Origin of the sequence: Isoptericola sp. NPDC056573, from assembly GCF_042793335.1 — a bacterium.
Classification (GTDB): Bacteria; Actinomycetota; Actinomycetes; order Actinomycetales; family Cellulomonadaceae; genus Isoptericola.
The window spans coordinates 394770-415895 of the sequence record NZ_JBHTUY010000001.1; the positions used below are offsets into that span (position 1 = coordinate 394770).

Below are 21126 nucleotides of genomic sequence, written 5' to 3' on the forward strand. Positions count from 1 at the left end.
CGCGACGACCCGTCGTCGGGCACCCGGCAGCCGCGACCAGGAGGAGTACATGACCAACCCCGTCTTCTCGAGCAGCAACGTCTTCGGCGAGCCGCGCCGTACCGGGGCTCGCCGGGGCGGCACCGCCACGGCCCAGCCGCAGTACGGGCAGGTCGCCTACGGTGCGGGCACCGCCGGTGCGCAGACCGCCGACGCCGCGAGCCTCGACGCCATGTACCAGGCGCCGTCCGCCACCACGGCCGACACCAAGCGCCTCACCTACGACGACGTCATCATCAAGACCGGCGGCCTCCTCGCGCTGCTGATCGTGGTGGCGGCCGCGACGTGGAACTTCGCCCCGAACCTGTGGCCGATCGGCATGATCGCCGGCCTCGTGCTGGGCCTGGTGAACGCCTTCAAGAAGAAGCCCAGCCCCGCGCTGATCGTGGCCTACACGGTCGCCGAGGGCGTCTTCCTGGGCGGCATCTCGATCGCCTTCGCGTCGATCGCGGTCGGCAGCTCCGGCGCCCCGCTCTCCGGCATCGTGCTGCAGGCCGTCGTGGCGACCCTGGCCACGTTCGCCGCCGCGCTGTTCCTGTTCAAGTCCGGCAAGGTGCGGGTCACCCCGAAGTTCACCCGCTGGCTGCTCATCGCCATGGTGGGCTACCTCGTCTTCTCGCTCGTCAACGTCGTCCTGACCTGGACCGGGGTCCTCGACGGCTGGGGAATGCGGGGCGGCGCGCTCGGCATCATCGTCGGCCTCGTCGCGGTCGGCCTGGCCGCCGCGTCGCTCATCGTCGACTTCGACTCGATCAAGCGCGGTGTCGAGCAGGGCGTCCCGGCGCAGTTCGCCTGGACCGCGGCCTTCGGGCTCATCGTCACCCTGGTGTGGCTGTACCTGGAGTTCCTGCGCCTGCTGGCGATCTTCCAGAGCGGCGACTGACGCTCCGGCTCGGCTCCGGCAGGCCTCTGACGGTCGAGGCCCGACGGCCGGTCACCCTGCGGGGTGGCCGGCCGTCGTCGTGCCCGGCGCGGTGCCGCGCCGCACCGCCCACGCGACCAGCAGCAGCCCGGCGGCGGCGAGGACGCCGTGCCCGACGCGCACCGCCGGGGTGCCGAAGAACTGCGGCAGATAGAGCAGCAGCCCGGCGGCCAGCGGGACGCCGACCCAGCGCGGCCGGCCGCCGCCGCGCCACAGCGCGACGGCCGCGAGCACGCCGGCCGCCGCGACGAGGGCCAGGCCGACGCCGAAGAGCGTCATCGCCGCGGGCTGGAGCCGCAGCACCTCGACGTCGGCGAGCAGCGCTGGGTCGTCCGTGCGCAGCGCGGCCTGCGCGATCGTGCGGATGCCGAAGATCTCGGCACCGAAGTAGAGGGAGCTCAGCGCGGCCCCGGCCCAGGCGGTCGCGACGGCGGTGGTGGCGGCACGGGCGCCAGGGGCGGTGGGCCCCGGGGCCGTCGCCGCGCGCAGCAGCGACCGCAGGCCGAGGAACGTCGGCGCCAGCAGGAAGAGTCCCGCGATCCCGCACAGGTGCGCCAGCACCCACCGGTCGGAGGCGAACGCCTGGGCGAGCGCGAGGCTCGGCACGGACTCGTCGGGCCACGGTCGGAGCACGGGGAAGAGCAGCAGGAGGGCTCCTGCCGCGCCGGCGCCGGTCGCGGTCCAGGCCGCCACGGTGCTGCGGGCCGGGACGTGCGTCGTGGCGAGGGCGTCGGGGGACGGGGCGGTGCGGGTCATGGCTGCTCCTTCGGTGCGGATGACGACGGTGCGTCCGCGAGGGCGGCGACCCCGGCGACGAGCATGTCGACCAGCGCGTCGAAGCTGCGGTCGAGGTCCTCGGGCAGGCGGAACCCGCCGCCGAGCTCGAGGACCACGAAGCCGTGCACCCCGGCGCGCACCACGCGGACGGCGTCGATCGTGCGGTCGTCGGGGAGGCCGAAGCCGTGCAGCACCGCCCCGACCAGCGCGACGACGCGCGCCGCCGCGGTGCGGTGCCCGGCGTCCTCGGGGGCGTCGGGATCCGGCGCGAGCTGGACGGCGGCGTACCGGCCGGGGTGCGCGAGGGCGTAGTCCCGCCACGCGCGGGCGAGGGCGCGCAGGGCGTCGGGGCCGGCCCGGCCGACCGTCGCCGCCGCGCTCGTCGTCGTCAGCTCCTCGAGGGCGACCAGCGCGACCTCCCGGCGCAGCGCCGCGAGCGACCCCACGTGCTTGTAGAGGCTCGGGGTGGCGACCCCGGCGGAGGCGGCGACCTTCGCGAGGGTGAGGTCGGCGAGCCCGGTAGGCCCGCCGGCGTCCACCTGCTCGAGCGCGATGCGCACGACGGCGTCGCGGGACAGGCCCGCCCTAGGCACGGGCACCCCGCTCGTCGGCGCCGTCGCGCTCGTCGTCGTGCCGGGCGGCGGGCAGGCCCGCGAGGAACTCGACGACGGCCGGGGTGACGACCTCGGGCGCCTGGTGCTGCGGGTAGTGGCCCACGCCGGGCACCAGGAGCTCCTGGCCGCCGAGCGCGTCGCGCATGCGGGCGAGCTCGGCTCCGGCGTCCTTGTAGTCGGGGTCGAGCTCGCCGACGACGACGAGCGACGGTGCCTCGACCGAGGGGACCAGCGGCTCGATGACGGAGTGGTCGAGCGCGACGGCCAGGTCGCGGAACGACCGGAGGTGCGCCGGGTCGGCCATGCTGCGCCGGATCTCCGCGACGTGCTGCGCGTGCCCGGGCGAGCGGCGCCCCTTGGCGAACATCGAGGTGTAGAGCCACGCCCACGCCGCGGCGCCCCACGGGCGACGGAACAGCACGCGGTAGAGCAGGCGGTAGGTGCGCAGCGCCCCCGGGGAGGCGACCTCCCGCAGGTGCGGGGCCACCAGCACCAGGGCCCGCACGAGCTCGGGCCGCTCGGCGGCGGCCCACACGGCGGCGGACCCGCCCATGGAGCTGCCGACCAGCACCGCCGGCCCGGCGTCCAGGTGCTCGACGAGCGCGACGAGGTCGGCCCCGGTGGCGATGTCGCCGTGCGTGGTGAAGGTGGTGTCGGAGTCGCCGTGGCCGCGCAGGTCCGCGACGACCACCCGGTGGCCGGCGGCGACGAGAGCGGGGACGAGGTCTTCGTAGGTGGAGCGGAGGTCGCCCATCCCGGGGACGGCGACGACGAGCGGGCCGCTGCCCGCGTCGGTGTAGGCGATCCGCCCCTCGGGGCGGGTGAGGTACCGGACGTCCGGTGTTGTGGTCATGTCCATAGCCACAAAGCTAATACCGTTAGCCAGCGATCGCAAGAGGCTCCTCGAAGAAACTTCTGGGGCGATGTCGATCTCGCGGTTCCCCGTTCGACCTGGGGATGAGAAGGTCGCCACGAGGGTGACCGCGATCACGACAGGGAGCAGGACGATGGCCAAGTACATGCTGATCATGCGGGGGACCGACGAGGGCCAGGCTCAGTTCGAGCAGATGGACTTCACGGAGGTCATCGCGGCGATGGGCCGCTACAACGAGTCGATGATGAACGCCGGCGTGCTCGCCGCGGGCGAGGGGCTGTCCGACGCGTCCGAGGGCGCCGTCGTCGACTTCTCCACCGACACGCCCGTCGTCACGGACGGCCCCTACGGCGAGACCAAGGAGCTGTTCAACGGCTTCTGGATCGTCGACGTCGCCACCAAGGAGGAGGCGATCGAGTGGGCCAAGCGGGCGCCGCTGGGCGGGCCCGGGACCAAGCTCGAGGTGCGCCGGGTCAACGGCCCCGAGGACTTCCCGCAGGACGACGAGTGGATCCAGAAGGAGCAGGGGTGGCGCGAGGAGCAGGCCCAGCGGGCCGAGCAGGCGCAGTGACCCCGAGCGCTCCCGACGGAGGCCGCGCCGACGACGGCGCGGCCTCCCGTCGCGTCGTCGAGGCGGTCTGGCGCATCGAGTCCAGCCGCATCGTCGGCGCGCTCGCGCGGTACACGAACGACTTCGCGCTCGCGGAGGACGTCGCGTCGGAGGCGCTGGCGGAAGCGCTGGTCGCCTGGCCGCGCGACGGCGTCCCGCGCGACCCGGTCGCGTGGCTGCTCGCGACCGGGCGGCGTCGCGCGATCGACGCGTTCCGGCGGCGCTCCGGGCGGGACGAACGGTACGCGGCGCTGGCCCGCGACCTCGGCGAGGGCGGCGCCGTCACGGGCGGGCCGGGCTCCGTCCCCGAGCCCGCCGACGACCTGCTGTGGGACCCGGACAAGATCGAGGACGACCGCCTCGCGCTGCTGTTCGTGGCCTGCCACCCGGTGCTGTCCAAGGAGGCGCGGGTCGCGCTCACCCTGCGCGTGGTGGCCGGCCTGAGCAGCGAGGAGATCGCGCGCGCCTTCCTCGTCCCCGTGCCCACCGTGCAGGCACGCATCACCCGGGCGAAGAAGACGCTGACGGCCGCGCGGGTGCCGTTCGAGGTGCCGGCCGCCGAGGACCGCGCGGAGCGGCTCGGTTCCGTGCTGAACGTCGTCTACCTCATCTTCTCGGAGGGGTCGACGGCGTCGGGCGGCGACGACTGGATGCGGCCGGACCTGGCGTACGAGGCGGTGCGCCTCGCGCGCGTGCTGACGCGGCTCGCCCCCGAGCCGGAGACGTTCGGGCTGCTCGCCCTGCTCGAGCTCACCGCGGCGCGGTTCCCCGCGCGCACCGGGCCGGACGGCGAGCCCGTGCTGCTGGAGGACCAGGACCGGCGCCGCTGGGACCGGTCCGCGATCCGGCGCGGGCGCGACGCCCTGGCCCGGGCCGTCGCCGTCGGCCGCGGGCTGGGGCCGTACGGGCTGCAGGCCGCCATCGCGGAGCAGCACGACACGGCCCGGTCGGTGCCCGAGACGGACTGGGACCGGATCGTGGTGCTCTACGAGGCGTTGAACCGCGTGGCGCCGTCGCCCGTCGTCGAGCTCAACGGCGCGGTCGCGGTGGCGATGGCGTCGGGCCCGGCCGCCGGGCTCGCCGTCGTGGACGACCTCGTCGCCCGGGAGGTGCTGTCCGGGTCGTACCTGCTGCCGTCCGTGCGCGGCGAGCTGCTCGCCCGCCTCGGGCGGAACGACGAGGCGCGGGGCGAGCTGGAGCTCGCCGCGCGCTTGTGCGGCAACGCCCGCGAGCGCGGCGTGCTGGAGGCGAAGGCCTCCGCCCTCTGACCCGCGACCTGTCGGGCCGAGGTGCACGGACACCTGCCCGTGGCTCTGACGGCTCCACGGGCCGGAGGGTTGTCGGGGCCCGGTTCACGTATCGGTGCGCGTCGCCCTGACGGGCCGGCGGGGGAGGGTCGCCACGGCGACGCCCGCCAGGGCCAGCACCCCGCCGAGCAGCACGACGGGAGCGGGCACCTCGTCGAGCAGCGCCCAGGACATCAGCACGACGAGCGGCGGGACGGCGTACGTGGACGCCGCGGCACGACCGGCGCTGACCCGGGCCAGGGCGTATCCCCAGGTGGTGAAGGCGATCGCGGTCGGGAAGACGCCCAGGTAGACGACCCCGAGCAGGGACGACGCCGGCGCGACGGCGGCCTGCGACACGAGCGCGGGCAGGAACGGCAGCGCCGCGACGGTGCCCGCCAGGCAGCCCAGCCAGGTCATGGTGAGCGCGTCGAGCTGGGGGAGCAGGCGCTTCTGCAGGGTCGCCGCGCCGGCGTACAGGACGGCCGAGGCGAGGCCCAGGGCCACGCCCGCGGCGTCGAACCGGCCGGACGTCGTGGCGACGGCGATGACGACCACGCCGCCGAACGCCACGGCGATGCCCACGAGGAGGCGGCGCGGGAAGCCCTCCCGCAGCAGGAAGCCGGCGAGGACGGCGACGAGCATCGGCGCGATGTTGACCAGCAGCGCGGTGGTGCCCGCGTCGAGGTGCTGCTCGGCCGCGTTGAGGGTGAGGTTGTACGCGCCGAACCAGGCCACCCCCCAGGCGAGCACGAGCAGCAGCACGCGGCCGCGCGGGAGGCGCACGGGGGTGCGGCGCCGGGCGCGGGCCACGGCCAGGATGACGGTGAGGGCGGCGGACCCGACGGCGACCCGGCCGAGGGTGAGCGCCCCGGCGTCGAGGTCGTGGCCGACGGCGCGCACGCCCACGAACGCCGACGCCCACAGGACCACGGTCACGGCCATCGCGGCCACGGTGAGCGGGCCGACCCCGAGAGACCGGGCGGGGGCGGTGGTGGCGGGCGCGGTGCCGGCGGCGGTCTGGGCCATGCGGTCGATGATGCCCTGGAACTTTCCGTGAGCACCAGTTCAGATATCTACCGAATGCTTCAGTGTCGCTGTATCGTCGCGAGCATGCTCGACGTCCACCGGCTCCGCGTCTTCCGCTCCGTCGTCGCCAGCGGCTCGGTCGCCGCGGCGGCCGCCAACCTCGGGTACACGCCGTCCGCGGTCAGCCAGCACGTCGCCGCGCTCCAGCGTGAGACCGGGCTGCAGCTGCTCGCCCGGCACGGGCGCGGCGTGCGCCCCACCGCGGCGGGCCAGGCGCTCGCCGCCCAGGCGGACGGCCTGCTCGCCCGGCTGGGCGAGGTGGAGACGTTCGTGGCCGACCTGCGCTCCGGGCGCTCGGGCAGCCTGTCCCTCGCCTACTTCGCCTCCGTCGGGGCGGCATGGCTGCCGGCCGTCGTCAGCGTGCTCAGCACCGGGTTCCCCGGGGTGCGGCTCGACCTCGAGCTGACGGAGGAGATCCCCACCGACCCCTCGAAGCGCGCCGACCTCCAGCTCGCTGTCGCGCAGACGGACTTCCGGCCCGCCGCCGGGACGACGGCGCACCACCTGCTCGACGACCCGTACGTCGCCGTCGTCCGCCAGGACCACCCGTTGGCCGGGCGCGACGAGATCGAGCTCGCCGAGCTGGTCGGCGACCGGTGGATCGACAACGACTTCGCGCGCGGCTGGTGCCGCCGCAACCTGCTCGAGGCGTGCCGCGCCGCCGGGTTCAGCCCGGCGTTCGCGGTCGAGGCGCACGACTACCCGACCGCCCTCGCGTTCGTCGCCGCCGGCATCGGGATCACCGTGCTGCCCGCGCTCGGCTCCGCGCGCCCCGCGGCCGGGACGGTGGCGGTGCCCGTGGTACGGCCGGTGCCGGTGCGGTCCATCTACGCCCTGGTGCAGGACGCCGTCGCCGACACCCCGCCGGTGCAGGCCGCGCTCGCGGCGCTGCGCGACGTCGCCGGGTGCCCGGTCCCGTCCGCCGCGTAGGCTGGACGGCGCAGCTCCGCCGGGCCGGTGCCCGGCGGCCTCTGCACCCCGACTCTGCACGACGACGAAGACGAGGTACCCCTGTGACCACGCTCCCCACCGCCACCGGCGGCTTCGGCGACAAGCCCGAGATCACGTTCCCCGAGGGCGACGCCCCCGCCGGCCTGCAGGTGCAGGTGCTCGAGGAGGGCACCGGCCCGGTGGTCGACGCCGGCCGCACCATCGTCGTCAACTACCTGGGCCAGACCTGGGCCGGCGGCGTGTTCGACAACTCCTACGACCGCGGCCAGACCATCGACTTCCCGATCGGCGTCGGCGCGGTCATCGGCGGCTGGGACAAGGGCCTGGTCGGCCGCAACGTGGGCGACCGCGTGCTGCTGTCCATCCCGTCCGAGCACGGCTACGGCCAGCGCGGCGTGCCGCAGGCCGGCATCCCCGGCGGCGCGACGCTCGTCTTCGTCGTGGACGTCGTCGGCGTGCGCTGACCGCTCACGGCGAGGTAGCTCGATCCGCGGCGAGGTAGTCCCCTCCGTGCCGAGGTAGTTCGTGACACCGTGTCACGAACTACCTCGGCGCGACCCGGGCTACCTCGCCGTTCGGGTCAGCGGCGGCGGGACCGCGTGACCGTGAACTTCGGGTTCTGCGCGACGTGCACGGTGGGCCCGGCGGCGCGGGTCAGCGCGTCCCGGTAGTGCAGCGCGGTGTTGAAGACGCACCACAGCTCGCCGCCCTGGCGCAGCGCGCGGCCGGCCGCGCGGAACATGCGGTGGGCGGCGTCGGTGCGCACAGCCGTGCGGTCGTGGAACGGCGGGTTGAGCAGGATCAGGTCGACGCTCGCGGGCTCGAGGTCCTCGCCCGCGTCCCCGCGCAGCGCGACGACGCGCCCGCCGACGCCGTTCGCCTCCGCCGTCGCCCGGGTCGACGCGACGGCCGCGGCGGAGCGGTCCGTGCCGACCACGCGGGCCTCCGGGTACCGGAGCGCGAGCACCGTGGCGAGCAGGCCGCTGCCGCTGCCCAGGTCGACGGCGTCGTGCACGCGGTCGGATCCCGGCCACTTGTCCGCCGTCGTGAGCAGGAAGCGGGTGCCGAGGTCGAGGGTCGTGCCCGCGAACACCCCGCCGTGCGCGACGACGGTGACGCCGTCCGGGGGCGGCCCGCCGGCCGGGGTCGCGGCCGCGAGCAGCTCCCGGTCGCGCAGCACGGCGCGCGCGGGGAAGGCGGGGGCGGCGTCGCGTGCCTCCGGCCGGACGCCGGTCGCGACGAGCACCCGCGACTTCTGTCGCGCCAGCGTGGCGCGCACCTCGGTGAACGACGCCGCCAGCACGTCGTTCATCGCGCGCGTCATGTGCTTGACCCGCCCGCCGGCCAGCACGACGACGTCGTCCGCGGCGTGCCGGGCGATCGCCTCCGCGATCTCCGTGAGCTCGGCCAGCGAGCTCGGCAGCTGCAGGAGCACCAGGCGCGCGCCGCCCAGCAGGTGCTCGTCGACGCGGTCGCGGACGGCGATCTCCACGGTGGGCCGGTCCCCGCGCACGACGTCGAGGAGGTCGGCGTCGGCCATGTTCCGGTCGAGCGCCGCCTCGGCGGTCACGGTGTCGGCGCACGACCGCACGTCCGGGGCGCCGAGCGTCACGGCGCCGAGGGTGAGCGCGCCGAACCGGTCGCCGATGACGACGACGTCGCCCGGCCCTGCCGTGGCGAGCTGCGGAGCCGCTTCGTCGAGCAGCAGCCGGTCGGTCGCGTCGACGGCGACGGGGCCGTCCGGCCGCGAGCCGTCCTCGGGCCACGGGACGAGCGCGCCGAGGACGGCGGCCAGCCGCGCGGCGGGGTCGAGGGGTTCGGAGGGGGCGGGGGAGTCGGGCTCGGAGGCGTGGTGCACCCGACCAGTCTCCCCGACCCGGCCGGAACCGCCCGACGGTGCCCGGACCGGCGCCCTACCCTGGCGCCATGAGCGAAGCCACCGTGCCGGAGCAGACGTCGACCGCGCGCGTGTCGATCACCTACTGCACGCAGTGCCGGTGGCTGATGCGCGCGGCGTGGGTGGCGCAGGAGCTGCTGCAGACGTTCCGCACGCGGCTCGGCGAGGTCGCGCTGGTGCCGGGCACCGGCGGCGTCTTCCGCGTGGAGCTCGACCCGGGCGACGGCCGCGCGCCGGTGCTGCTGTGGGACCGCGCCGCCGAGGGCGGCTTCCCGGAGATCCCGCCGCTCAAGAAGGCGATCCGGGACGCCGTCGCGCCGGACCTCTCGCTGGGCCACACCGACCAGGTCCGGTCGACGCGATGACCTGATCAGTTCGGCAGGAGATCAATCTCTTCGGCACGACGAGCTGCCGAAGAGATCGATCTCCTGCCGAGCTGATCGAGAACAGGGGTCAGCGCGTGCGGCGGGCCTGGCGCTCGGCCTGCTCGGCTTCCCTGGCCTTGACCCGGTCCTCCTCCTCGCGCACCTTCGCGGCGGTCTCGCGCTCGGCGAGGAGCCACGCGGGCGGCTCGTCGCGCAGCTCGTCGATCTGCTCGGTGGTCAGCGGCTCGGTGATGCCGCCGCGCGCGAGGCCGGCGATGGAGATGCCGAGGCGGCCCGCGACGACGGGCCGCGGGTGCGGCCCCTGGCGGCGCAGCTCGTCGAGCCACTGGGGCGGGTTCTTCTCGAGCTCCTCGAGCTCGGCGCGCGTGATGCCGTGCTCCTGGAACTCGGGCGGGGTCGCGGGCAGGTACACCCCGAGCTTCTTCGCCGCGTTCGTCGGCTTGAGGACCTGCTGGGAGAAGGGGGTTCCGGCCATGGGCACCAGGGTAGTCGCGGCGGGCGGCGCGGCACGCCCACGTAGCCTGGTGCCGTGACTGACCAGCCGGGCGAGGCCCCTGACGACGCCATCGACGACGCCATCGACGACGCCCTCGACGACGCCCTCGACGACGGGCCCGACGACGGGCGTCCCGCCTTCCGTCTGGGGTACGTGCCGGGCGCGACGCCGGGCCGGTGGGCGCGCACGTGGCGGGACCGGCTCCCGGGCGTCCGGCTCGTCCTGGTCCAGGTCGACGTCGCCGACGCGGCCGCGGCGCTGGCCGAGCGGCAGGTGGACGCGGCGATCCTGCGGCTCCCGGTCGACGGCGACGTGCTGCACGCCATCCCCCTGTACACGGAGCTGCCGGTGGTCGCCGTCTCGCGCGACCACCTCCTCGCGGCGACGACGGAGGATGAGGTCGTCACTGCCGACGACGTCGCGGACGACGTCGTCTGGTTGCCCGCGGACGACGTCCTGTACCCGCACGAGCCCGCGCCCGGGCGGACGCCGGAGGCGTACGACGACGGCGCGGGCGGCGTCGTCGAGCCGGAGCGGCCGGCGACGGCGGCCGACGCGATCGGGCTGGTCGCGACCGGGGTCGGTGTCACGGTGGTGCCCATGTCCCTGGCGCGCCTGCACCACCGCAAGGACGTCACGTACCGGGTGCTCGACGGCGGGCCCGGGGCGCCGGTCGGCCTCGCGTGGCTCGTGGACGGCCTGACCGACGACGTCCGCGACCTGGTCGAGGAGATGATCGGCATCGTGCGCGGCCGCACGGCGAACAGCTCCCGGGGCCGCGCCGCGGCCGGGCGGACGGACGCGAAGCCCGTGGAGGTCACGAAGCCGGCGAAGGGGCAAGGCCAGCGGGGCGGGGGCGGTTCCTCCGCCCAGGGGCGCGGCGGCGGTCAGCGCGGCGCGGCGCGGCGCGGCGGGGGCTCGCGGGCGTCGTCGCCGCGCAAGGGCCGCAAGCGCGGCGGCCGCTGAGGGAGCCGACCGCCGCGCCCGGTGGGCGCCCCGCTCAGCCCCTGCGCCGGGCGGCGAGCCGCTCCGCGCCCTTCCATGCCACGGGCAGCAGGCCGGCGACGACGGCGGCCTTGAGGAGGCCCGGCAGCACGAACGGGTAGAGCCCGTTGGCCAGCGTGCCCTGGAGGTCGAGCCCGGCGACGACGGCGAGCCACGGCAGACCGACGACGAACGTCACGCCGGTCCCGGCGACGAACGTGACGAGCGCCTTCGGGAACGTGCGCTCCCAGCTCCGCTCGGCGAGCCGGCCGACGAGGGCGGCGGCCGCGACGAAGCCGACGATGTAGCCGCCGCTGGCGCCCAGCACCACCGACATCCCGCCGCTGCCGTCGGAGAAGACGGGCAGTCCGGCCATGCCGAGCAGCGCGTACAGGCTCATCGACGCGGCCCCCCGGGAGGCGCCGAGCGTCGCACCGACGAGGAGCACCGCCATCGTCTGCCCGGTGATCGGGACCAGCGGCAGCGGCACGGTGACCTGGGCGAGGAGCGCCGTGAGCGCGGCGCCGCCGATCACGAGCCCGACGTCGGTGGCGAGGCTGCGCGGCAGCACCCGGTCGGCGAGCAGGACGGTGGGCGTGGCGACGGTGGTCACGGAGGACTCCTTCTCGGCGGGGTGGTGGACGCGGGCGACGTGCGGCTCGCACGGCAGCACCGACCGTCGACGCTAGCGGCCTGGGGCACGCGGCACAGAGGTGGGGATCCTCCGAGGTTCGTACTGATTCGTTGTGGCCATCGCTCCCTGCATCGCTCCCTGGTGCGGTCAGACGGGTCCGGTCGAGTCGTCCGGAAATTTCACCCTTCCGCCCAAAGGTCGGAATCGCTAGCATTCCGGCGCGGCCGGAGGCCGTACCACCTGCTGAAGCGGTCGATCCCGCCTGCCCCTTGGAGCGTTCGTGCGCACACCCGCCGTTCTCGGAGCCTCGCTCCTCCTCGTCGTCGGCCTCGCAGCCGGCCCTGCCGCCGCGCTGCCCGCGGGCCACGGGGACCGAGGCGACTGGGGCGGGTCCGGGGACTCGCGCACGGGTACGTCCTGGGACGGGGGCTCGGGCTGGGCCGACGGCGAGCGCTTCTCGTGGCCGGACGACACGCGGTCCTGGGACGGCAACGTCTGCCCGCACATGGACGAGCCGAAGACGGACGTCGACGGGGACAAGCAGACGATCACGCTGGTGGCGCCCGAGGGCTCGCTGATCTCCGCGTACTGCGTGAAGGCCGGGTCCGCCAGGCGGGGCGAGGGCCCCAAGATCGTGGAGCTCGACAAGCCCGTCGCGGAGGTGACGATCGCCTACCCGACGGGCGGCAAGTGCCGGGCGATCAGCCACTACGCCGTCGAGTACGTCGACGCCCCGAAGCCGTCCCCGAGCCCGACGCCCGAGACGACGACCACGCCTTCCGCCACGCCGACCCCCACCCCCGCGGAGGAGACGACGGCCCCTGCCGAGGAGTCGCCGACCCCGGAGGCCACCACGCAGGCGCCGCCGGCGGAGCCGTCCCCGACGGCGTCGGAGACCGGGCCCGCCGCCGTCGCCGAGGCGGGCCCGTCCGACGGCGAGACGGTGGGCATGGGCGGTGCGGACTACGCGGACGACGAGACCGAGGCCGTCGAGGCCCGCACGCAGGCCGTGGGCGGCAGCTCCGGCCGCGTGAGCGCGGACCTCGAGGCCGCGGCCGCCCCGGAGTCGCTCCCGGTCACGGGTGCGCAGCTGCTCGGCATCGTCATGGCGGCCGTGGCGCTGGTGGGTGCCGGGGTCGGCGTGCTGATCTGGACCCGCCAGCGGCGCACGAGCTGACGGCCCCGCCGGCTCAGCCGGCCGAGCCCCCGGCGGCCGCCGCCAGGGCGCGCACGGTGTCCACCGTGTCCGCCTCGGCGGCGGTCTTGTCGTCCCGGTAGCGCACCACCCGCGCGAACCGCAGCGCCATCCCGCCGGGGTAGCGGGTGGAGCGCTGCACGCCGTCGAAGGCGATCTCGACGACCTGCTCGGGGCGGACCTGCACGACGTACGACGACCCGTCGGCGGGCGTCGTCGCCAGCTCGGTGAACCGGTCCGTCTGCCACGCCAGCACCTGGTCGGTCATGCCCTTGAACGTCTTGCCGAGCATGACGAAGCCGCCGGTGCCGGGGTCGCGCGCGCCGAGGTGGATGTTGGACAGCCAGCCCTGGCGGCGCCCGGAGCCCCACTCGACGGCGAGCACCACGAGGTCCAGCGTGTGTCGGGGCTTGACCTTGACCCAGCCGGCGCCGCGGCGGCCGGCGGCGTAGGGGGCGCCGAGGTCCTTGAGCACCAGGCCCTCCTGCCCGGCGGCGACGGTGTCGGCGAAGAACCGCTCGACCTCCCCGACGTCGGCGGAGACCAGCCGCGGCACCACGACCTCGGGTGGGAGCACCCGGTCCAGCACCTCGAGCCGCTCGGCCGCGGGCGCGTCGATCAGGTCGGTGCCGTCGTGGTGCAGCACGTCGAAGAACCGCACGCTGAGGGGCACGGCGGCGCTGCCCGCCTCGGCGTCGTGGCTGCCGGTGCGGGCGGCGGTCTCCTGGAACGGGCGGGGCCGGCCGTCGTCGTCGAGGGCGATCGCCTCGCCGTCGAGCACCACGGTGCGCACGTCGAGCGAGCGCGCGACGGCGACCACCTCGGGCAGCCGTTCCGTGACGTCGTCGAGCGAGCGCGTGAACACCACGACGTCGTCCCCGCGGCGGTGCACCTGCACGCGGATGCCGTCGAGCTTGGTGTCGGCGGCGACGGCTGCCCCCTCGAACCGCTCCAGGGCGGCGGCGACGTCGGGCGCGGACGACGCCAGCATGGGGCGCACGGGGCGGCCGGGCTCGAGGCGGAACGCCTCCAGGGCGGGGGCACCGCCGTCGAGCGCCGCCCGTGCGATGGGGCCGGTGAGGGCGCTGAACATCGCCGCGCGGCGCACCACCGGCAGCGGGACGTCGGCCGCGGCGGCGACCGCGTCCAGCAGCAGGGAGTCGAGCGCGCCCTGCCGCAGCTCGCCCAGCACGAGGCGCCGCACGAAGTCCTGCTCGTCGGCGGTGGCGCGGCCGAACAGCTCGTCGACGGCGGACCGGCGGGCGGCCTGCGACCCCGCTCCCGCGAGGAGCTCGAGACGGCCGAGGGCGGCGTCGACGGCGGCGGGGCTCAGGCTGGGCTCGGCGGCGGGCTCCGGCAGGCTGCCCAGCGTGCGCCAGCCCAGGCCGGTGCGGCGCTGCCGCGGCCTGCCCGAGAGGAACGCCGCGACGACCTCCACCTCGTCGCCGGGCTCCGCGGCGCGCAGCGCGTCCGCGAGCAGCTCGCGCTTGCGCAGCCGCGAGCGCGTCCCGGCGACGGCGGCGTGGGTGGTGACCAGCTCGGCGAGCAGCACCCGTCGATCGTCGCACCCGCCCCCGACGCTGTCGCGGCGCCGACGTGCCGCCGCCTGCTGCTGCGGGCGGAACCGCGTGCGTCCACGCCGTCGGGCTGGGAGCGTGACGGCATGGACGTGCGGAGGGGCGAGCTGGGCACCGTGGCGGTGCTCTCGGACGTGCACGGCGTGCTGCCGGTGCTGGAGGCGGTGCTGGACGAGCCGGACGTGCGCGCGGCCGACGCCGTCGTCGTGACGGGCGACCACGCCGCGGGGCCGCAGCCGGTGGAGGTGCTCGACCGGCTGCGCGCGCTGGGCGACCGGGCGGTGCTGGTGCGCGGCAACGCCGACCGCGAGCTCGTCGCGCACGCCCGCGACGGCTCCGGCGCGGTGCCCGACCCGATCGCCCCCTGGGCGGCGGCGCGGCTCCGGCCCGCGGACGTGGAGCTCCTGGCCGGCCTGCCGCACCCCGTCGAGCTGCGGGTGCGCGGGTTCGGGCGGGTGGTGGCGTGCCACGGGACACCGCGCGACGACGAAGAGGTCGTGCTCGTCGACTCCTCGCTCGAGCGGTGGGCCGAGGTGCTGGGCGGCCTCGACGACGACGTGACCACGGTGCTGTGCGGGCACACGCACATGCCGTTCGTGCGGCTGGTGGACCGCCGCCTGGTGGTGAACCCGGGCAGCGTCGGGATGCCGTACGGCCGCCCCGGCGGGTCGTGGGCGCTGCTGCGCGACGGCCAGGTGGAGCTGCGGCACACCGACCTCGACGTCGACGCCGCGGTGGAGGCGGTGGCGGCCGGCTCTGCCTACCCCGACGCGCGGGCGTGGGCGGACGAGTACCTGCGGTCGGCGGCGAGCGACGCCGACGCGCTGCGCGTGTTCGGACCGCGGGACGGGCGGCCCGTTCGCCGCGCCGGCGACCACTAGGCCCGGAGCCGCCCCATCGCCCGCACGCCGAGGACGATGCCGATCAGGGCCATGACCAGCGAGACCGCCAGCCCGATCGCGATGCTCGGGTCGGTGAGGTCGCCGGCGAACAGAGCACGCTGGGCGTCCACGGTGTGCGCCATGGGGTTGACACGCGACAGGGCGTACAGCCAGTCCGGGGCGAGGTGCATCGGCAGCAGCGCACCCGACGTGACGATCAGCGGCGTGTAGACCAGCGTGACGACGCCCCAGAACGCGTAGGCGTTGCGCAGGCCGACGCCGGCGGCCAGCGACAGCAGCGCCAACCCGGCAGCGAGGGCGGCGAGCTCGACGGCGGCCAGCAGCGCGCCGGCCACCGGCACCCGGAGGCCCATGGGCGCCGTCACGGCGACGATGACGAGCGCCTGCACCAGCACGGTCGCCATCACGCGCAGCACTCGTCCGGTGAGGATGGCGGTGCGGTGCGTGGGCGTCACGAGCAGGCGCTCCAGGGAGCCCGCGGCCCGTTCCTCCTGGATCCCGGAGCCGATGAACGCCGAGGTGCTGAAGGTCATGATCACGAGCATGCCGGGCACGAACCACTGCATCGTGCTTCCTGATGCGCCGTCGGGCGCAGCGCCTACCGCACCCGCCAGCGGGGCGAAGAGCAGCAGGAGCAGCAGCGGGTCGGCGAGGGACTCCACGTACGGCCAGGGGGTGCGCAGCTTCGCGCGGACGTCACGGTCGAAGAGGGTGGCGGTGTCGCTCAGGGCGGTCATGGGTCCTCCGTCGTGCGGTCGTGAGGGGTCGGGAGCGGGGCTCTCAGGCCACGGCCTCCTCGCGCAGCCGGCGCCCGGTGAGGGTGAGGAAGACGTCGTCGAGGGTGGGCCGCTGCACGCGGGTGCCGAGCATCCGCACGCCGGCGGCGTCCAGGGCCCGCACGACGTCGGGGGTCACGGTGTCGCCGGCCGCGATCCGGAAGCGCACGCCGTCGCCGTCGCGCTCGACGTCCTGGGCGCCGGGCAGCCGCGCCGCGACACCGGCGGCGGCGGGCACGTCGGCGGCGTCGGCGAGCTCCACCGTCACGAGGTCGCCGGACACCTTGCCCTTGAGCTGGTCCGGCGTCCCGTCGGCGATGATCTCGCCGTGGTCGACGACGACGACGCGGTCCGCCGCAGTGTCGGCCTCGTCGAGGTAGTGGGTGGTGAGCACCACGGTGGTGCCGTGCTCGGTGCGCATCCGGGCGACGTGGTCCCACAGGTGGGCGCGGCTGTGCGGGTCGAGCCCGGTGGACGGCTCGTCGAGGAATACCACGGGCGGGCGGTGCACCAGGCCGAGCGCGAGGTCCAGCCGCCGGCGCTGTCCGCCGGAGAGCGTGGCGACGTCGCGGTCGGCCAGCCCGGTCAGCTCCAAGTCGTCGATCAGCTCCTCACCCCGGCGCCGGGCCGCGCGCCGCGACAGGCCGTAGAGCCGGGCCTGCGCGGTGAGCTCCTCGATGACGCGCAGGCCGTCGAACGAACCGTTGCCCTGGCCGATGGACCCGATGCGGCGGCGCACCGCGACCGGCTCGCGGGAGACGTCGTGCCCGGCCACGGTCGCGGTGCCGCTGGTGATCGGGAGCAGAGTGGTGAGCATGCGCAGGGTCGTGCTCTTGCCCGCGCCGTTGGGTCCGAGCAGGGCGACGGTCTCGCCCTCCGCGACGTCGAGGTCGATCTCGCGCACGGCCTCGACCGTCTCGTGGTCGGTGCGGAAAGTGCGGGTCAGGCTGCGGGTGCGAATCATCGTCGGTCCCCTCGTCCTTGATCCATTACGTGGCGTAACGAAACTAAACTGTAGGGTGGGGGGATGTCAACGGACTTCTTCGAGACGTCGTCCGCCCGGGTCGGCCGGCCGCGGGACGCCGGGATCGACGACGCCGTGCTCACCGAGACCCTCGCCGCGCTCGACGACGTCGGGTACGCCCGCCTGTCGCTCGGCGAGGTCGCGCGGAGCGCTGGCACGTCGAAGCCGGCGCTCTACCGGCGCTGGCCCACGCGGCAGCGCCTCGCGCTCGCCGCGCTGGAGCGGCGGATCGGGCGCGTGGACCCGCCGGACACGTCGTGCACCATGTGCGACCTCGCCGAGTGCCTCGGCCTCTTCGTCGAGGCCTTCGAGCAGCTGCCGCCCGGCGTCCTCGCGCCCCTCCTCGCGGACACGGCCGACGACCCCGCGCTGCGCACCGAGTTCATGGCGCAGCTCTTCGACCCGCCGCGCGACGCCGTGCGGCGCACGCTGTCCGGCGCGCGTGAGCGCGGCGACCTACGGGCCGACCTCGACCTGGACCTCGCCGTCGACCTGCTCGGGTCGTTCGTGCACTACAGGGCGCTGTTCGGGCACGCGACGACGACGCCGGCCGAGATCGAGTCCGCCGTCGAGACGCTGCTGCAGGGGATCGCGGCCGACTACCCCGCGCTGTTCCGCGAGGCCACGGGGCACGATGTCGACGCTGAGGCCCACGCCCTGCACCACCCGTGAGGGCGCGACCGAAGCGGCGTCAGAGCTCCTCGTAGACCGCTGGGTCCTGGTCGGCGGTGCGGCCGTCGGGGCGGCCGAGGCCGGTGATGCGGGCCATCTCGTCGTCGGTGAGCTCGAAGGAGAACAGGTCGAGGTTGTCGGTCTGCCGCTGAGGGCTGGACGCCTTCGGGATCGGCACGACGCCGAGCTGCACGTGCCAGCGCAGGATGGCGCGCACGGGCGAGACGCCGTGGGCCACGGCGACCTCCGCGATCACCGGGTCCTCCAGCATGTCGCTCGCCCGGCCCAGCGGACTCCACGCCTCGGTGACGATGCCGCGCTCGGCGTCGGCCGCGCGCTGGGCGGCCTGCGGGAAGTACGGGTGCAGCTCGACCTGGTTCACGACCGGCGTCACGCCGGTGGCCTCGATGACGGCGTCGAGGTGCTCGGGCAGGAAGTTCGACACGCCGACGTGGCGGATCAGGCCGCGCTCGCGGCAGTCGACCAGCGCCTGGTACGCCTCGACGTACTTCCCGATCCGCGGGTTGGGCCAGTGGATGAGGTACAGGTCGAGGTGGTCGAGGCCGCTGCGGTACACCGACTCCTCGACCGTGGCGACGGCGTCGTCGTAGGCCTGGCGGCGGCCCGGCAGCTTCGACGTGATCAGCAGCTCCTCGCGCGGCACGGACGCCGCGCGGACGGCGCGGCCGACGGTGCCCTCGTTCTCGTAGCTGAACGCCGAGTCGATCAGGCGGTAGCCGGCGTCGATGGCGCGGGCGATCGCGTCGGCGCCGCCCGCGCCCTTGAGCTTGTACGTGCCGAAGCCGACGGCGGGGATCGCGGTGCCGTCGGCGGCGGTTCGGGTGGGGATGTCGGGCGTCGTGCGCTGCTCGCTCATGCCCCCATTCCACACCCGCGGCCCCGTCGGCCGTCCAGCGGGCGCCCTAGGGTGACCCCGTGATCACCGTGCCGCCGTCGTTCCGCGCCATGCCGCGCTGGTGGCACGACGACGCCGGCCGCGGCTGGCTGGAGGACCTGCCCTCCCGGGCGGCGGCGCGGTGCGCGGCCTGGGGTCTCTCCGTCGACGGCGAGGCCGCGCACGGCTCGAACGCGCTGGTCGTGCCCGTGCGCCGGGGCGACGAGCGGCTGGCCCTGCGGCTGACGCCGCCCGGGGACGACGTCGCGGCGGAGGTGCGCGCGCTGCGGTGGTGGGCCGGCCGCGGCACGGTGCTGCTCGTCGACGCCGACGAGGACGAGGGCGCCACGCTCCTGGAGCGGCTGGACGGCGGCCGGTCCCTGGCGGACGAGCCCCTGGACGCCGCGACCGAGGTGCTCGCCGGGCTGACGCGGACGCTCGCGGTGCCCGCCCCCGACGACGCGCCATCGACCGCCGCGATCGCCGCCGGCATGGCGGAGTCGTTCCCGCGCGAGTGGGCCACGCTCGGCGAGCCGATGCCGGCGCGGCAGCTCGACGTCGCGGCCGCGCTGGCCGCCGAGCGCGCGGCCGCGCCGACGTCGTCCCTCGCCGTCGACGGCGACCTGCACCACGCGCAGGTGCTGGCCGGGGCGCGCGCGCCGTGGCTCGTCGTCGACCCCGTCCTGTGGCGCGGCGACCGGGAGGCCGACCTCGCCCGCGCGCTGTGGACCCGCCTCGACGAGCTGCCCACCGAGCCCGCCGTCGTCGCGGCGTTCGAGCGTTTCGTGCAGGTGGCCGACGTGCCGCGCGACCGGGCGCGCGCCTGGGTGGTGCTGCGCGCGACGTCGTACCTGCTGTGGGGGCTGGCGCACGGCCTCACCGAGGACCCCGTGCGCTGCCGGCGGCTGCTCGACGTGTTCGCCTGAGACGCGTGCACGGCCCGCCCCCTGTGCGGAGACGGGCCGTGCGGTGCGGGTCAGCTCGCCCGGGTCACGCGGCGTCGGGGTACGGGACGCCGGTCGTCGCGTGGCAGCGGTACCCGTGCGGGTTCTTGTCGAGGTACTCCTGGTGGTAGTCCTCGGCGTAGTAGAACGGGCCGGCCTCGACGGCCGGTCGCAGCTCGGTGGTGATCGGGTCGTAGCCCTTCGCGGCGAGCACCGTGGAGTACGTCTCCGCGGTCTCACGCACCGCCTGCTCCTGCTCCGGCGTGGTCCAGTAGACCGCCGACCGGTACTGGGTGCCGACGTCGTTGCCCTGCCGGAAGCCCTGCGTCGGGTCGTGCCGCTCCCAGAAGATCTTGAGCAGCTCGGCCTCGGAGACCTTCGCCGGGTCGTAGGCGACGAGCGTGGTCTCGGTGTGCCCGGTGCGGGCCGTGCACACCTCCTCGTACGTCGGGTTCGGCGTCGTGCCGCCCATGTAGCCGACGGCCGTGCTCACCACGCCCGGGACCTGCCAGAAGATCTCCTCGGCGCCCCAGAAACAGCCCATCGCCAGGTACAGCACGCGCGTGCCCTCGGGCCACGGACCCGTGAGGGACGTGCCGAGCACCGTGTGCGGGCGGGCGGCGGGCAGGACGGGCGACTCGCGCCCGGGCAGCGCGTCCTCCGGCGCCACCATGGTGGTCCTGCCGGAGCGGCCGAGCAGCTGGTCGAAGATCGAGTTCATCGGGTTACCTCCTTGGTCGGGACGTGTCCGTCCCGACATGCGCAACGACGGCGCGGGAGCAGGTGTTCCCTCGCTGGGACGGCACGAGTGGCGCTACGGTCCCGTCATGGCCGACGACCGCCCTGACCTGCCCGACCAGCTCGTGCTGCCCGACCCGGCGGGGTGGCGGGCGTGGCTGGACGAGCACGAGGACGACACACCCGACGGCGCGTGGCTGGTGCTGGCGAAGAAGGGCCGCCCGGCGCCGACGACGCTCACGCACGCGACGGCGCTCGAGGAGGCGTTGTGCAGCGGGTGGATCGACGCGCAGATGCGGAGCCTGGGCGCCGACACGATGCTGCAGCGGTTCTGCCCGCGCCGGCCGCGCAGCCGGTGGTCGGTGCGCAACCAGGAGATCGTGGCCCGGCTGACCGACGAGGGCCGGATGCGGCCCCGCGGGCAGGCGGAGATCGACGCCGCGCGGGCGGACGGGCGCTGGGAGGCGGCCTACCACGGGTCCGCGCGGGCCGAGGTGCCTCCCGACCTGGCGGCGGCGCTCGCGGCCAGCCCGGCGGCGACGGCGATGTTCGAGGTCCTCACGTCCCAGAACCGGTACGCGATCCTGCACCGCCTGGGCGCCCTCAAGACGGCCGAGGCGCGCGAGCGGAACGTGGCGAAGTACGTCGCCATGCTGGAGCGCGGCGAGACCGCGTACCCGCAGCGCCGGCGTCCGACGGGCTGAGCGCGGGCGCCCGGCCCGACGCCCCGTCGCGCGGCTCACCGTGCGCCGGGGCGACCGATCTGTGGACGCGCCGTGAAGATCCCGGTCGGTGCCTGGGCACGCCGGCCCGGCGCGCGGGGGCGTCCTCGCGCGTTGTGACC

Annotated in this window: 24 protein-coding genes; 12 read left to right on the top strand and 12 right to left on the bottom strand. The window is 75.5% G+C overall.

The features are described from left to right. The first annotated feature begins 49 nt into the window (after positions 1-49). Positions 50-922, top strand: coding sequence for a Bax inhibitor-1/YccA family protein (locus ACFQ8E_RS01800; protein WP_430548850.1), 873 nt, complete (start codon positions 50-52; stop codon positions 920-922). A 51-nt stretch (positions 923-973) separates the two neighbouring features. On the opposite strand, the gene ACFQ8E_RS01805 is transcribed toward ACFQ8E_RS01800, so the two are convergent. Genes ACFQ8E_RS01805 through ACFQ8E_RS01815 form a run of 3 tightly spaced genes read right to left on the bottom strand, consistent with a single transcriptional unit; the run spans position 974 to position 3205 of the window. Further along, the gene (locus tag ACFQ8E_RS01805; protein ID WP_430548851.1) at positions 974-1717 is read right to left on the bottom strand and encodes a hypothetical protein; all 744 of its coding nucleotides are present in this window, start codon (positions 1715-1717) and stop codon (positions 974-976) included. Beyond that, positions 1714-2337 carry a TetR/AcrR family transcriptional regulator gene (locus ACFQ8E_RS01810; protein WP_430548852.1) on the bottom strand — a complete coding sequence of 208 codons (624 nt, stop codon included), beginning with the start codon at positions 2335-2337 and terminating at the stop codon, positions 1714-1716. The genes ACFQ8E_RS01805 and ACFQ8E_RS01810 overlap by 4 nt, the downstream gene beginning before the upstream one ends. Continuing rightward, positions 2324-3205 (bottom strand): alpha/beta fold hydrolase, encoded by an 882-nt coding sequence (locus ACFQ8E_RS01815; RefSeq protein ID WP_430548853.1) that lies wholly within the window; start codon positions 3203-3205, stop codon positions 2324-2326. The genes ACFQ8E_RS01810 and ACFQ8E_RS01815 overlap by 14 nt, the downstream gene beginning before the upstream one ends. Before the next feature lie 154 nt (positions 3206-3359). Here ACFQ8E_RS01815 and ACFQ8E_RS01820 point away from each other — a divergent pair, with 154 nt between their 5' ends. Next, a complete protein-coding gene (locus tag ACFQ8E_RS01820; protein ID WP_430548854.1) occupies positions 3360-3797 on the top strand; it encodes a YciI family protein in 438 nt (145 codons plus the stop codon). Continuing rightward, entirely contained in the window at positions 3794-5104 is a 1311-nt protein-coding gene (locus tag ACFQ8E_RS01825; protein WP_430548855.1) for an RNA polymerase sigma factor, read from the top strand. The genes ACFQ8E_RS01820 and ACFQ8E_RS01825 overlap by 4 nt, the downstream gene beginning before the upstream one ends. Before the next feature lie 84 nt (positions 5105-5188). Here the strand turns inward: ACFQ8E_RS01825 and ACFQ8E_RS01830 are convergent, their stop codons facing one another. Continuing rightward, complete coding sequence (locus ACFQ8E_RS01830) at positions 5189-6151, bottom strand: DMT family transporter (protein ID WP_430548856.1); 963 nt, start codon at positions 6149-6151, stop codon at positions 5189-5191. A gap of 84 nt (positions 6152-6235) precedes the next feature. On the opposite strand from ACFQ8E_RS01830, the gene ACFQ8E_RS01835 reads away from it, so the two are divergent. Together ACFQ8E_RS01835 and ACFQ8E_RS01840 are read left to right on the top strand one after the other, a co-directional pair. Next, positions 6236-7141, top strand: a complete 906-nt coding sequence (locus ACFQ8E_RS01835; RefSeq protein ID WP_430548857.1) for a LysR family transcriptional regulator — start codon at positions 6236-6238, stop codon at positions 7139-7141. Between the two features lie 83 nt (positions 7142-7224). Further along, positions 7225-7626 carry an FKBP-type peptidyl-prolyl cis-trans isomerase gene (locus tag ACFQ8E_RS01840; protein WP_430548858.1) on the top strand — a complete coding sequence of 134 codons (402 nt, stop codon included), beginning with the start codon at positions 7225-7227 and terminating at the stop codon, positions 7624-7626. A gap of 116 nt (positions 7627-7742) precedes the next feature. Here the strand turns inward: ACFQ8E_RS01840 and ACFQ8E_RS01845 are convergent, their stop codons facing one another. Next, a complete protein-coding gene (locus tag ACFQ8E_RS01845) occupies positions 7743-9020 on the bottom strand; it encodes a class I SAM-dependent methyltransferase (protein WP_430548859.1) in 1278 nt (425 codons plus the stop codon). Positions 9021-9088: 68 nt separating this feature from the next. Here ACFQ8E_RS01845 and ACFQ8E_RS01850 point away from each other — a divergent pair, with 68 nt between their 5' ends. Then, the gene (locus ACFQ8E_RS01850; RefSeq protein WP_430548860.1) at positions 9089-9424 is read left to right on the top strand and encodes a SelT/SelW/SelH family protein; all 336 of its coding nucleotides are present in this window, start codon (positions 9089-9091) and stop codon (positions 9422-9424) included. A gap of 88 nt (positions 9425-9512) precedes the next feature. Here ACFQ8E_RS01850 and ACFQ8E_RS01855 read toward each other — a convergent pair whose 3' ends face one another. After that, positions 9513-9920, bottom strand: coding sequence for a DUF5997 family protein (locus tag ACFQ8E_RS01855; protein WP_430548861.1), 408 nt, complete (start codon positions 9918-9920; stop codon positions 9513-9515). A 54-nt stretch (positions 9921-9974) separates the two neighbouring features. On the opposite strand from ACFQ8E_RS01855, the gene ACFQ8E_RS01860 reads away from it, so the two are divergent. Then, positions 9975-10907 (top strand): LysR substrate-binding domain-containing protein, encoded by a 933-nt coding sequence (locus tag ACFQ8E_RS01860; protein WP_430548862.1) that lies wholly within the window; start codon positions 9975-9977, stop codon positions 10905-10907. Positions 10908-10941: 34 nt separating this feature from the next. Here ACFQ8E_RS01860 and ACFQ8E_RS01865 read toward each other — a convergent pair whose 3' ends face one another. Then, entirely contained in the window at positions 10942-11538 is a 597-nt protein-coding gene (locus ACFQ8E_RS01865; RefSeq protein WP_430548863.1) for a biotin transporter BioY, read from the bottom strand. 301 nt (positions 11539-11839) lie between these two features. On the opposite strand from ACFQ8E_RS01865, the gene ACFQ8E_RS01870 reads away from it, so the two are divergent. Then, entirely contained in the window at positions 11840-12736 is an 897-nt protein-coding gene (locus ACFQ8E_RS01870) for a hypothetical protein (protein ID WP_430548864.1), read from the top strand. Between the two features lie 13 nt (positions 12737-12749). On the opposite strand, the gene ACFQ8E_RS01875 is transcribed toward ACFQ8E_RS01870, so the two are convergent. Continuing rightward, a complete protein-coding gene (locus tag ACFQ8E_RS01875; RefSeq protein WP_430548865.1) occupies positions 12750-14306 on the bottom strand; it encodes an ATP-dependent DNA ligase in 1557 nt (518 codons plus the stop codon). Here ACFQ8E_RS01875 and ACFQ8E_RS01880 point away from each other — a divergent pair. Next, positions 14277-15212: a metallophosphoesterase family protein gene (locus ACFQ8E_RS01880; protein ID WP_430548866.1), complete on the top strand. Its 936-nt coding sequence runs from the start codon at positions 14277-14279 to the stop codon at positions 15210-15212. The genes ACFQ8E_RS01875 and ACFQ8E_RS01880 overlap by 30 nt on opposite strands. Here the strand turns inward: ACFQ8E_RS01880 and ACFQ8E_RS01885 are convergent. Both ACFQ8E_RS01885 and ACFQ8E_RS01890 read right to left on the bottom strand, forming a co-directional pair. Continuing rightward, entirely contained in the window at positions 15209-15970 is a 762-nt protein-coding gene (locus tag ACFQ8E_RS01885; protein ID WP_430548867.1) for an ABC transporter permease, read from the bottom strand. The genes ACFQ8E_RS01880 and ACFQ8E_RS01885 overlap by 4 nt on opposite strands. A 43-nt stretch (positions 15971-16013) precedes the next feature. Next, positions 16014-16973 carry an ATP-binding cassette domain-containing protein gene (locus tag ACFQ8E_RS01890; protein WP_430548868.1) on the bottom strand — a complete coding sequence of 320 codons (960 nt, stop codon included), beginning with the start codon at positions 16971-16973 and terminating at the stop codon, positions 16014-16016. A gap of 63 nt (positions 16974-17036) precedes the next feature. Between ACFQ8E_RS01890 and ACFQ8E_RS01895 the strand changes: the two genes are divergently transcribed. After that, positions 17037-17705 (top strand): TetR/AcrR family transcriptional regulator, encoded by a 669-nt coding sequence (locus tag ACFQ8E_RS01895; RefSeq protein ID WP_430548869.1) that lies wholly within the window; start codon positions 17037-17039, stop codon positions 17703-17705. A gap of 19 nt (positions 17706-17724) precedes the next feature. Here ACFQ8E_RS01895 and ACFQ8E_RS01900 read toward each other — a convergent pair whose 3' ends face one another. Then, a complete protein-coding gene (locus ACFQ8E_RS01900) occupies positions 17725-18582 on the bottom strand; it encodes an aldo/keto reductase (RefSeq protein ID WP_430548870.1) in 858 nt (285 codons plus the stop codon). 59 nt (positions 18583-18641) lie between these two features. On the opposite strand from ACFQ8E_RS01900, the gene ACFQ8E_RS01905 reads away from it, so the two are divergent. Continuing rightward, the gene (locus ACFQ8E_RS01905) at positions 18642-19526 is read left to right on the top strand and encodes an aminoglycoside phosphotransferase family protein (RefSeq protein WP_430548871.1); all 885 of its coding nucleotides are present in this window, start codon (positions 18642-18644) and stop codon (positions 19524-19526) included. Positions 19527-19590: 64 nt separating this feature from the next. Here ACFQ8E_RS01905 and msrA read toward each other — a convergent pair whose 3' ends face one another. Continuing rightward, the gene (gene msrA, locus ACFQ8E_RS01910) at positions 19591-20265 is read right to left on the bottom strand and encodes a peptide-methionine (S)-S-oxide reductase MsrA (RefSeq protein ID WP_430548872.1); all 675 of its coding nucleotides are present in this window, start codon (positions 20263-20265) and stop codon (positions 19591-19593) included. 106 nt (positions 20266-20371) lie between these two features. On the opposite strand from msrA, the gene ACFQ8E_RS01915 reads away from it, so the two are divergent. Further along, complete coding sequence (locus tag ACFQ8E_RS01915; protein WP_430548873.1) at positions 20372-20986, top strand: YdeI family protein; 615 nt, start codon at positions 20372-20374, stop codon at positions 20984-20986. Positions 20987-21126: the final 140 nt, after the last annotated feature.

Bases quoted from the DNA above. Each gene is read 5' to 3' on its own strand.
- msrA (WP_430548872.1), bottom strand. From the start codon at position 20,265: ATGAACTCGATCTTCGACCAGCTGCTCGGCCGCTCCGGCAGGACCACC.
- ACFQ8E_RS01900 (WP_430548870.1), bottom strand. From the start codon at position 18,582: ATGAGCGAGCAGCGCACGACGCCCGACATCCCCACCCGAACCGCCGCC.
- ACFQ8E_RS01805 (WP_430548851.1), bottom strand. From the start codon at position 1,717: ATGACCCGCACCGCCCCGTCCCCCGACGCCCTCGCCACGACGCACGTC.
- ACFQ8E_RS01855 (WP_430548861.1), bottom strand. From the start codon at position 9,920: ATGGCCGGAACCCCCTTCTCCCAGCAGGTCCTCAAGCCGACGAACGCG.
- ACFQ8E_RS01915 (WP_430548873.1), top strand. From the start codon at position 20,372: ATGGCCGACGACCGCCCTGACCTGCCCGACCAGCTCGTGCTGCCCGAC.
- ACFQ8E_RS01850 (WP_430548860.1), top strand. From the start codon at position 9,089: ATGAGCGAAGCCACCGTGCCGGAGCAGACGTCGACCGCGCGCGTGTCG.
- ACFQ8E_RS01890 (WP_430548868.1), bottom strand. From the start codon at position 16,973: ATGATTCGCACCCGCAGCCTGACCCGCACTTTCCGCACCGACCACGAG.
- ACFQ8E_RS01835 (WP_430548857.1), top strand. From the start codon at position 6,236: ATGCTCGACGTCCACCGGCTCCGCGTCTTCCGCTCCGTCGTCGCCAGC.
- ACFQ8E_RS01885 (WP_430548867.1), bottom strand. From the start codon at position 15,970: ATGACCGCCCTGAGCGACACCGCCACCCTCTTCGACCGTGACGTCCGC.
- ACFQ8E_RS01800 (WP_430548850.1), top strand. From the start codon at position 50: ATGACCAACCCCGTCTTCTCGAGCAGCAACGTCTTCGGCGAGCCGCGC.
- ACFQ8E_RS01895 (WP_430548869.1), top strand. From the start codon at position 17,037: ATGTCAACGGACTTCTTCGAGACGTCGTCCGCCCGGGTCGGCCGGCCG.
- ACFQ8E_RS01815 (WP_430548853.1), bottom strand. From the start codon at position 3,205: ATGACCACAACACCGGACGTCCGGTACCTCACCCGCCCCGAGGGGCGG.
- ACFQ8E_RS01820 (WP_430548854.1), top strand. From the start codon at position 3,360: ATGGCCAAGTACATGCTGATCATGCGGGGGACCGACGAGGGCCAGGCT.
- ACFQ8E_RS01830 (WP_430548856.1), bottom strand. From the start codon at position 6,151: ATGGCCCAGACCGCCGCCGGCACCGCGCCCGCCACCACCGCCCCCGCC.